Source organism: Burkholderia sp. BCC1977, from assembly GCF_905339595.1.
GTDB lineage: Bacteria > Pseudomonadota > Gammaproteobacteria > Burkholderiales > Burkholderiaceae > Burkholderia.
The window spans coordinates 1-10,272 of sequence record NZ_CAJPGQ010000081.1 but is presented as its reverse complement, the minus strand read 5'-3'; the positions used below and the strand labels follow the sequence as shown (position 1 = coordinate 10,272).

General features: G+C 58.5%; 9 protein-coding genes and 1 pseudogene. 1 reads left to right on the top strand and 9 read right to left on the bottom strand.

Annotation, left to right across the window (positions count from 1 at the left end; genetic code table 11):
• From U5771_RS34120 to U5771_RS34080, 9 genes and pseudogenes are all read right to left on the bottom strand, one after another.
• A pseudogene (locus U5771_RS34120) lies at positions 1–326 on the bottom strand (iron-containing alcohol dehydrogenase); the annotation flags it as partial.
• A gap of 10 nt (positions 327–336) precedes the next feature.
• Positions 337–1,467 carry a CaiB/BaiF CoA-transferase family protein gene (locus U5771_RS34115; RefSeq protein WP_322028020.1) on the bottom strand — a complete coding sequence of 377 codons (1,131 nt, stop codon included), beginning with the start codon at positions 1,465–1,467 and terminating at the stop codon, positions 337–339.
• 78 nt (positions 1,468–1,545) lie between these two features.
• On the bottom strand, positions 1,546–2,643 hold the full coding sequence (locus U5771_RS34110) for a CaiB/BaiF CoA-transferase family protein (RefSeq protein ID WP_322028019.1): 1,098 nt from the start codon (positions 2,641–2,643) through the stop codon (positions 1,546–1,548).
• 9 nt (positions 2,644–2,652) lie between these two features.
• Positions 2,653–3,510 (bottom strand): ABC transporter permease, encoded by an 858-nt coding sequence (locus U5771_RS34105; protein WP_322028018.1) that lies wholly within the window; start codon positions 3,508–3,510, stop codon positions 2,653–2,655.
• Positions 3,511–3,526: 16 nt separating this feature from the next.
• Entirely contained in the window at positions 3,527–4,351 is an 825-nt protein-coding gene (locus U5771_RS34100) for an ABC transporter permease (RefSeq protein ID WP_322028017.1), read from the bottom strand.
• A 43-nt stretch (positions 4,352–4,394) separates the two neighbouring features.
• Entirely contained in the window at positions 4,395–4,928 is a 534-nt protein-coding gene (locus U5771_RS34095; RefSeq protein ID WP_322028016.1) for a gamma carbonic anhydrase family protein, read from the bottom strand.
• An 80-nt stretch (positions 4,929–5,008) separates the two neighbouring features.
• Positions 5,009–6,079 carry an ABC transporter ATP-binding protein gene (locus U5771_RS34090; protein WP_322028015.1) on the bottom strand — a complete coding sequence of 357 codons (1,071 nt, stop codon included), beginning with the start codon at positions 6,077–6,079 and terminating at the stop codon, positions 5,009–5,011.
• A 39-nt stretch (positions 6,080–6,118) separates the two neighbouring features.
• A complete protein-coding gene (locus U5771_RS34085) occupies positions 6,119–7,756 on the bottom strand; it encodes a class I adenylate-forming enzyme family protein (protein WP_322028014.1) in 1,638 nt (545 codons plus the stop codon).
• 39 nt (positions 7,757–7,795) lie between these two features.
• On the bottom strand, positions 7,796–8,818 hold the full coding sequence (locus U5771_RS34080; RefSeq protein WP_322028013.1) for an extracellular solute-binding protein: 1,023 nt from the start codon (positions 8,816–8,818) through the stop codon (positions 7,796–7,798).
• A gap of 596 nt (positions 8,819–9,414) precedes the next feature.
• On the opposite strand from U5771_RS34080, the gene U5771_RS34075 reads away from it, so the two are divergent.
• Positions 9,415–10,155: a transcriptional regulator gene (locus U5771_RS34075; RefSeq protein ID WP_322028012.1), complete on the top strand. Its 741-nt coding sequence runs from the start codon at positions 9,415–9,417 to the stop codon at positions 10,153–10,155.
• Positions 10,156–10,272 lie beyond the last annotated feature (117 nt).

The following is a 10,272-nucleotide window of genomic DNA, read 5'->3' as shown; positions in this document are numbered from 1 at the left end:
CCGGTTGGGACGCCAAGTTCTCGATTCAGCTCATATAGGCCGTCTGCAGCGCTCTCCGGGCCTATTGCACGCGCGATACGTGCCATGGCGTCTGCTGCAACCGGACTGTCATAAGCCAGAGCATGCGGCAAAACAATCGCGTGCGGCTCAGCATGCGGAAGGTTGAATGTGCCACACAACGTATGACATAGCTTGTGGTGCAACGCCATACCGACAGTTCCGAGCACCATTCCGCACAGCCAGGCGCCATACAGCGCATCGCTTCGAGCTTCCATGTTGCGGTTCTGCTTCTTGATACCTCGCAGCACCTTCGCCAACGAGCGGATGCGCTAACGCTCAGTTTTCCAAAACGAGTTCAGCCACCACGGCGTCCGGCAGGTCAAGGCTCGTCAGGACTTCTCGTGTGTGCGCTCCCAGTGGCGGCACGCGCAGGCCTCGTTCCGAGGCTGTGGCAGAAAAGCGCGGTGCGGGCGACGCCTGCAAGACTCCATCGATCACCTCGTATACTCCCCGGGAGACGTTGTGCCGGTGCGCCGCCGCCTCGGGCGGGCTCAGGACAGGTACGACACTGGCAATACTGCCTTCCAGCAGCGTAGCCCATTGGGCACGGGTCTTGGTGGAGAACAGGAGTTGCAGTTGGGCCGCCAGCCACGGCCATTCCCGGGCATCGCCCCACGCATTCACGAACCGTGCGTCATTGTCAAGGCCCAGCCGCGCGATCAGTTCGGTGTAGAAGCCCGGCTCGCAGGCCTCGACACGGACCCATTCGCCGTCGGCACATCGATAGGAACGAATCCACGGTTGCCCGCGGCCATAGCGTCCTGCCGGGTCCAGCACCACCGCAGACTTCGCAAGGTTCGAAAGTTCCCAGTTGAGCATATTGGCCGCGCCATCGACCATCGCCGCATCCACGACCTGTCCGCGGCCATCGATCCGCGCCCGCATCACCGCTGCCAAGACCCCGAGCGCAAGGTACAGTGCGCCACCGCACACATCCCCCAACAGTCCAGGGGGCGCTTCCGGGCGCTCCCCGGCTTCGGTTGCGAGTGACAACGCGCCAGACAATGATACGAACGTGCCATCGAATCCAGGCGCATGGGATAGTGGGCCGGACTGCCCCCAGCCGGTCAAGCGCCCATAGACAAGCGCGGGGTGCCTCTCAAAGCAAGCCTGCGGGCCCAGCCCGAGCCGCTCCATCACGCCCGGGCGCATTCCCTCGAGCAGCACGTCCGATCTCTCGATCAGTTGCATGACTGCTTGCACCGCAGCGGGCTTCTTGAGGTCCAGCATGACCGACCGCTTGCCTCGATTGAAGACGTAGTGCGGCCTAGGCAGCCCCGCTCCGTCGGCAGGGCGCTCGATGATAATCACGTCTGCGCCCATCTCCGCGAGCATCATGCTGCTGAACTTGCCCGGCCCGACGGACGACATGATCTCGACGACCTTCAAACCATCCAAGACACCCATTTAGCCAATCTCCCATACTTTGGTGGCAACGCTACTACAGCGCCCGCGGCGACGATCTTTTCAACCAACTGGCGGGCTTCAAGAGGCGCGCCTGCCCAGTGTCTTCAATACATCATCCGTATGCTCTCCCTGTAATGGAACCCGGCCGGGCGGTGCCGACGGCGTTGCACAAAACCGAGGTGTCGCGACGACCTGCAACACGCCGTCAACGGTTGCGTATAGGCCCCGTGCGGCGTTGTGTGGGTGCCGGGCGGCATCCTGGGGTGAGAGAACGGGCGCCACGCAGGCATCCGTGCCTTCAAGCAGTTCGCACCATGCACTGCGCGGCCGGCTCGCGAAAATCTGCTCGAGCCGCGCGGCTAGCGCGCCGCAGGCCTGCTTTTCTTCCAGGCCCGTGGCAAATTGTGCGTCATCGCTCAAACCGAGTTTCTTGAGCAGTACCGAATAGAACTTGGACTCTATCGCGGAGATGTTAATCCACTCACCATCCGCGCATCGATACGAGCGCATAATGAAACTCTCGTTTGCTGCAGGTCGGATATTCTCGAAGCCGCCGCGCACTGGCAATGCCACCATCATCAGGTTCAGCATATGCGCCGCGCCGTCAATGGTGGCGGCATCCACCACCTGCCCCTGACCATCTTCGCGCGCATGCACAGCAGCTGCGAGCACGCCGATTGCAAGGTACAGGGCGCCGCCGCCCACCACGTCGAGCAGTCCCGCGCGTGGCGTGGGACAATTGTTGGGTGCCGTTGCCGTCCAGAGCGTTCCGGCAACCGCCTCGACGTTTCCTCCGGGAGCAGGTACTTGAGCTAGTGGACCGTCTTGGCCCCAGCCCGTCGAGCACCCATATACCAGTGATGGCTTGCGCGCGAGGCAAGCCTGCGGCCCGAATCCCCACGCCTCAGCCACACCGGGGCCCAGACCTTCGATGAAGATATCCGCGCTTTCGAGAAGCGCGAGCAGCGCATCCACATCATCGAGTTGGCGTAGGTCGAGCACGATCGATCGCTTGCCGCGATTACATATGTCCTCTGGACGCGGGAGTACAGGTTGCGCATTGGGCGCTTCAACAATGATGACTTCAGCCCCCATGTCCGCGAGCAGCATGGCGCAGACTGACACTGGAGCGCTGGAGGCAATTTCGACGACCTTGATTCCGTCAAGTACACCCATGGCAATCTCCTAACGCCCTTGCGCGACCAACAGATCGTCAGGGCTTTCCTGCGGCGAGTCGACTGGTTTGGCAGCGGCCTTCTTCAGGAAGGAAGTCGCCACGCAAACAACGACCGAGAGCCCCGTCAGGATCGTCGCCACGGCCGCGAGCACGGGCGATGCCTCCCACTTGATGCTCGAATACATCTTCACCGGCAGTGTCATCGTGTCCGGCCCCGTGATGAACCACGCGATGACCACTTCGTCGAAAGACATCAAGAACGCAAAGATGCCCGCCGAAACAAGCGACGACGCGAGCTGTGGCAGCACCACGGTGCGGAAGACGCGCCATTGGCCGGCACCCATGATCACCGCAGCCTTCTCCAATCTTTCGTCCAAACTCTCCACGCCGGCAGAAATTGTCAGAATGATGTAGGGCATCACGAACATGGCATGCGCGAGCACGATACCGAACGCCGTGCCCGTGAGGTTCAGCTTGAGATAATAGAGATACAGCCCGAGCGAAATTACAATTACCGGCACCATCATCGGACTCAGCGTAAGAAGCACCAAAAGTCGCTTTCCCGGAAACTGTGTGCGAGACAACGCGTATCCCGCCGGCACGCCCACGATCATGGCAAGGAGAGCAGCGAGACTGGCATAGAGAGCGCTGTGGCCTGTGACAGCAAGCCAGTCGGAAGAATGTAGATAGTCCCGGTACAGATCAAGCGAATATTGCGCTGGCGGAAATGCCATGTCCATCCGATTGCCGAACGACATCGGCACGATGATCAGAGTTGGGAAAAGCAGGTACAGGTATATGAAGATGGCAAAGGCCCCCACGACCTTGCCGCTCGAGGAGCTGAGTTTTCCGAACGGTGTCGACATGTGGTTCTCCCTCAGTTCAAATCAGCGAATTGTCGCGACGCAGGCGGCCGAGTAGCCACAGAAGCGCACCACTCAGGATGGACAGGATGACCGCGACGGCACATGCCGATGGCCAGTCCAGCGCCTCACGCGTATAAAAGTCGATCAAGTTGGCGGCCATCATGTCTTGCCGGCCACCCAGCAGAGCGGGCGTCACGAACGAGCCCATCGAGAGCACGAAGCACATGACCCCGCCGGCCGCCAACGCCGGCGCGCTCTGCGGAAAGGTGATCTGCCAGAAAATGCGCAAGTCCGACGCCCCCATCACCGACGCCGATTTGCGCAGGTTCGCGTCGTGGGCGAGCAGATTGGCCAATAGTGGGAACACTACGAACGGGATCAGAAAGCTGCTCATGCCTACCAGAACGCCGAAGCGATTGAATAGCAACGTCAGTTGGGGAAGCCGCCATGCCGCGAGCATTTTGTTCACCAAGCCGGTGTCACCCAGAACGATCGTGAAGGCAAAACTCTTGACCAGAATACTGGTCAAGAACGGAAGTGACACGAAGATCATGAATAGCGGACGCAACCGGTCCGACAAGCGTGACAGATGAAGTGCAATGGGATATGCAAGGACGATGCTAACGAGCGCGGATGAGAGCGCGATCTCGAAGGTGGTCCACGCGATCCGGCGGAACAGAGCGCTCTGGAAAATGTTCCTATAGGCCTCCAGTGAGAAACTCGATTCGCCCAGGCTTTGATAAACAATGAACAGCAGCGGCGCGACGACGGTGATCACCATGAGGGTGGTAACGGGCCCGAGATAACCGGCCAGTTCGCGTCGGCTCATCTGAATTGACATGAAGCCTCCAATACGTCAATGAAAGCAAGGGCATGGATTGCTGTCAGACGTCGACCGTCCGAAGCCCAAGAGCAAACCGCCTAGCGTTGGCCCGATAAGAGTCGGCCGCAGCATGCAACGCTGCGATTGTGGCTTCATCCAGCATTCGAATTGCCTTCGCGGGCGCGCCCACGATGAGCGAACCATCCGGGAAGGACTTACCTTCGGTCACCATCGCGCCGGCGCCAACCAGGCTGCCCTTGCCGATCGTCGCCCCGTTCAGAATTACCGCCCCCATCCCGATGAGGCATCCGTCACCGGTGGTGCAGCCATGCAGGATGGCGCGATGGCCGATCGTGCAACCGGCCCCGATGGACAGGGGAGACCCATCATCGGAATGCAACACCGCGCCATCTTGCACGTTGGTGCCGTCCCCAATGTAGATGGTCTCGTTGTCGCCGCGCACGACCGCTCCGAACCAGATGCTGACTTGCCGGCCAATCACAACGTTACCGATGACCGAGGCGTTGGGCGCGATCCAGACCGAGCCGTCTTCTGGTAGCGACGGGGCTTGCCCGTCGAGGGAAAAGAGTGACATGTGAATGCTTGATCGTTGGATTGTTACACAACGCGAATACCGCCAGATAACGGCCGCCAGCTCCCGTTGACCCGCGCAGGCTAGGCTGCCAGCGATATCGCGTCCGATGCGGACCAGTCAATCCAGACTTCGCTGCCTGGTTCGATGACCTGGTGTAAGGAATGACTGTTCTGCAGCACAGTCAGGATTTGGCTGCCAACCTGGACGGTATAGCGGAAGGCATCCCCGACGAAGGCGACGTTCTTGACGACTGCCCGACAGCCGACCAGCGCTTCCTGCCGGGGGGTAAGCCGAACACATTCCGGGCGGACCATCACTTTGATGCGCTGTTGCGTCGTGGCAGATTGTCGGAGCGTGCATCGGACTACAGCTCCGGTCTCGGTGCGCACGTCCGCAGACTCCCCGGACACCCCGACGACTTCACCAGAGATCACGTTTGATTCACCCAAGAAGTCTGCGACGAACTCGTTGACGGGCCTGAGGTACAGATCCCTGGGTGCACCCACCTGCTCGACACGGGCATGATTCATGACACAAATCCGATCCGACATGACCAGCGCCTCTTCCTGGTCATGCGTGACGTAGAGGATTGTCACGCCTAAATCCTGGTGGATTCTCTTCAGCTCGAACTGCAACTGTTGCCGAAGCTTTTTGTCGAGGGCCCCGAGCGGTTCGTCCATCAGAATGAGCATGGGCTTGTACACCAGACAGCGTGCGATCGAGACCCGCTGCTGCTGGCCGCCGGAAAGCTCCTTCGGCTTGCGATTTGCGAAGTCCTTCAAACGAACCAGTTCGAGCGCTCCCATAACCTCTCGCTCGATATCCTTCCTAGGCATCTTGCGGATGCGCAACGGAAACGCGACATTGTCGAACACGGACATATGTGGCAGTAGCGCGTAGTTCTGGAATACCATGCCAAGCCCACGATGGCGAGGTGGAATGTGGGTCACATCGCGCCCGTCAATTAAGACAGAGCCGCTGGATGGCGACACCATTCCCGACACGGTGTTAAGCAGAGTGGTCTTGCCAGAGCCGCTGGGCCCAAGCAGCGAGAAGAACTCGCCGGACACGACGGACAGATTGACACTGTCCAGCGCGACCGCCGGGCCGTAGTTCTTGCTGACCCCACGAAATTCGATTGCTGACATCATGACTGTATCCCCCAAGGATCTATCGGGCTGGACATTCATTCAGAGCCAATGTCCGACGTTACTGTCGTAGGTGTTCGCTAGCGGGTTCTCTACGTCCGTGAGCTCACGCTTATTAATCTTGTTCGGATTCGAGACGACGCGCGGAAGTACATCGCTGTAGGTAACGTAGCGTGGGACCTTGAACGCCGCCAGACGCGAGCGCGCATGGTCCAGGATGCGCTGGACCGGTACGGCTTCGCGATTTATGCCATGCTTCAGCTCGACCCATACTTTCACCTCCTCGCCGCGTTCGGCGTCGGGTACTGCGACTACGGCTGCCGCTGCGATCTCAGGAATCTCGCAGACCACCGCCTCCACTTCGCGCGCCGCGATGTTCTCATTTGAACGCCGAATCATGTCCTTCTTGCGGCCCATGAAGTAATGAAATCCGAACTCGTCGCAGCGCAGGAGATCGCCAGTTTTGAACCAACCATCGTTGAACAACTCCGCATTCGCATCCGGCCGGTTCCAGTACCCCTTGAACATCCCCTTGCCACGCACCCAAAGTTCCCCGACCTGCCCAACCATCACCGGCTTACCGTCATCATCGACCAGTCTGGTCTCGCGGAACGGTGCACATAGCCCTGACGAGCCGATCTCCGCCATTTCGTTAGTGTCGTTTGGCGGCAGTGTGGCGTAACCGGTTTCCGTCAGGCCATAGAAGCCATTGCCGCACACGGGAAACCGCTGCCTGAAGTTCGCGACCGAGCTTGGGTTCCAGGTACCGCCACCGAACTGGTACTGCTTCAGGCGCACGCCATGGTCGAAAGACGTGGCCGGCTGTCGAGCAATCAGTTCGGGAATGCTGCACCATTCGATCTGGTACGCCTTGAGCCACGCTATGAAACGCGTCGAACTGAGCCGCTCCGGCATATGCACAGTGGCGCCATGCCGGATCGCCGAGACCATGTGAATCATGCCGTCGGCATAGGTCAGGGGCGCCCAGCACAGGTGGTGCTGGTATGGGGCCAGCAGTCGATAGGCCTGTACGGCCGAGACAATTCCCCAGTAATCGTTCGTCAGGATACAGCCCTTGGGAAACCCGGTGGTGCCGGAGGTGTACTGGATGCTAACAACGTCATCGGGCTGTACGTCGACCGCGATCGGCAAACTGGAGGCGCCCTCAAGAACCTGCACGAGCGTCGATACCCCGGCGGCAGGCGCCTCCCCCACCACGATTACGCGATCACGTTCCAGGTCCTGCGGCCACGTGTCCATCTCCGCAAAGGTTTGCCACACGGTCGCATCAACGATCGCGGCGCTTGCCTTTGTGTCATTCAGGACGAACGCGATCTCACGCGATGTGTAGCGCATGTTGAGCGGAACGAAGATCGTTCCCAGCTTCGCGCAGGCGAACCAAATTAAAGGAAATTCTCGGCGATTGGGCAGCATCACCGCAATGCGATCGCCTTTGCGCAGACCGAATGCGCGCAACGCATTCGCGTACCGATCAGAACCTGCTTGTAGCTCCTCATAAGTGAGGGTTTCTTTGCGGTCGAAGAAGTCAACCGCGATATTCGAACCGTACAAGCGAGCGGCCTTCGAAAGCATCTGCGGGACGGTGACGGTTTCGTACTCTTGTTCAAACTCGATGCTCCTCAGCCGAGCGTCATCCACCCGCCTTTGCAAATCGTTCATTTCCGTATCCTCGTTCACTGAGCTGGCACGCGCCCGCCTTTAAGAGATGATCCATTCCTTGAAGCGGCGGTCGAGCGCGACATAGTGGTCGGCCCAATAGGCGTCGTTCAGGAATACGTGGTTGGGATTCTTGAAATCCACGATCCAGCGCCGCGCCACGGCGTCGATCTTCTGGTTGACGTCTTTGACACCAGAGGCCAGGCCGTGCTTGTTCGCGAGCTTCAGTTGGACGTCGGGCCGCGTCAGGAATGCAAGCCATTGCATGGCAGCCTGCCGGTTTTTCGTGCCCTTGACCACACATGTCCACCAGGGGCTGGAGATGGCCTCGCCAAAAGAGAACGCGATCGAACTGCCGCTCTCATTCGCAAGCTTCACGCGATTGGAGGCGGCATACGTATATTCAGCCTCTTTTTGCTGGAGCATCGAGATCATGAGCTGGGTCTCGTTGCTCCACTTCTTAACATGGGGCTTGATTTGATCCAGAACCCGGAATGCCCTCTCGACGTCAAGTGGGTAGAGCTGGTTCGGTTTCACGCCGTCCGCGAGTAAGGCGATCTCGAGGTTCTCGCTGACCCGGTCGCGGAATGCCCGACGACCGGGAAAGTTCCGTACATCAAAAAGCTCGGCGAACGTCCTGATCGGCCTACTGCGAGCTGGGTCGTATGCGATGCCCTGAGTAGTGATGAGAAGCGGGACGGCAAAGGGCGGCGCCTGTACTTCAAAGTGCGACGGTGGAATCAACGCTTGGTCGATCGGCTCCCAAAGCCCTTCCTTTTGGCCGGCGTAGGCTTGCGGCCCAACTTCGACGACATCCCACTCAACATGGCCACCCTGTACTTGCGCCTTGATCCGCGCAAGATCCGGGCCGGCCATGATCCGAACTTGAATGCCGGTTTCGCGAGCAAAGGCCGGCGCGAGGACGTCGCGTATGTAATCCGCCGCTGTGCCGCCGAATCCGACATGGGTGATCGTCGTGCCCGCAAGAGCCGCCCTTGACAGGGCGGGAGCACCCAATACGACGCTGGCCTGAGCGACGCCAGCAAGGAACTGCCTGCGTTTCATTACTTGCCCTCGCAAAAAAATTAGACGACGTGCGACAAAAACACTGTAGCCGAACCAATAATATATTTTATTAAATCATGTTAAATTGATTCAACATTTTGTTGATTATAGATATGGCTCGGAGCGAGCCGTATATTAAATCGGCGTAAACCCATATAGCCAGCACCTCGATGGACATCACTGTTTGATGACCTTCGACGTCTCGGAAGAGGCATGAAATGGCGCGTGCCATCCCGCTTTACCTATCGCACGACAAGTCGTTACCGACTCCGCTGCCTCCCAATGAAGTCGCGGCATGCGTGAAGCAAATCGGGGATCTTGGGCAATGTGCAGCGGTAATCGCGGCAGGATCCGCCGTGCCGAGCAAGGCTGATAAAGATCATTCTGCTTTCGTCTTATTCCGACCACCGCCGGACGAGAACGGCGCGGCACACCAAACTGGAGGTGCGAACGCCGACCAAGGAACGCGCTTCCAGCCCAGAAGACCAACATTGCATTAGACTTAGACTTGTCCGTAGTCTGCGGGGGGACAACATACGAGTGTGGCGTGACATCGCCGTTGAGTTCAAGTGATCATAGAGATGGACTTCTAGGAAATGACAGGCAGAAATCCCCCGGCAACTGAACAGGTGATCCCTCGCAGGGTGCAGGCTGAGCGCGAGGCAATCCTTTCCGCAATCAGTAGCATCGTCCCAATGCTCGGGGCTATGATCGGCGACCATGTGGAAGTTGTTCTACATGACATAATCCATCCAGAAAATTCTGTACTACAAATCGCCAATGGTCATGTCACGGGCCGCAAACCAGGAAATTCCTTGCTTGCCGGACCTCAAAATGATGAGGGTCTTGTTGCCACAGCGAGAGGCTTGATCGGAACAGCCACCCAACCAGGCCATGTTTCGATGTTCCCGTATTCCACAATCACTCGCGACGGTCGCATGCTTACCTCAGGCACGGTGATATTCCGTGATTCGCTAGGACAACCCTTTGCCGCACTTTGCATCAATGCAGATATGCACGACATTGAAACTGTGCACGCACTGTTTTCTCGAATGTTGTCCTCGCGCAATGGCAATAGGCCCGATCAGCCCGCGAAGATAAATCCACCCGATATAGAGTCACTTATAGACGACATCATCTCTCAGGCCATTCATCGCTTCCGAAAACCCGCCACCCAAATGAATAAAGACGAAAAAACAGCCGCTGTCGCATTAATGCAGGATCGAGGACTTTTCATCGTGAAGGGCGGAGTTGATAAGGCAGCATCTGCGCTCGGCGTGACGCGCTTCACAATCTACAACTATCTCGACGATCTGAAATCGAATATCGCAAACTAAATTCAAGAATCCATCCTGTTTCTTCTGGACCGTGGGCGGGGCGCCGGGTGCAAGAACGTACCAATTACCACAGCAGAGCGGAGCGTTTGCAATTCCGGTGCACTCTTTTGCCCTTAG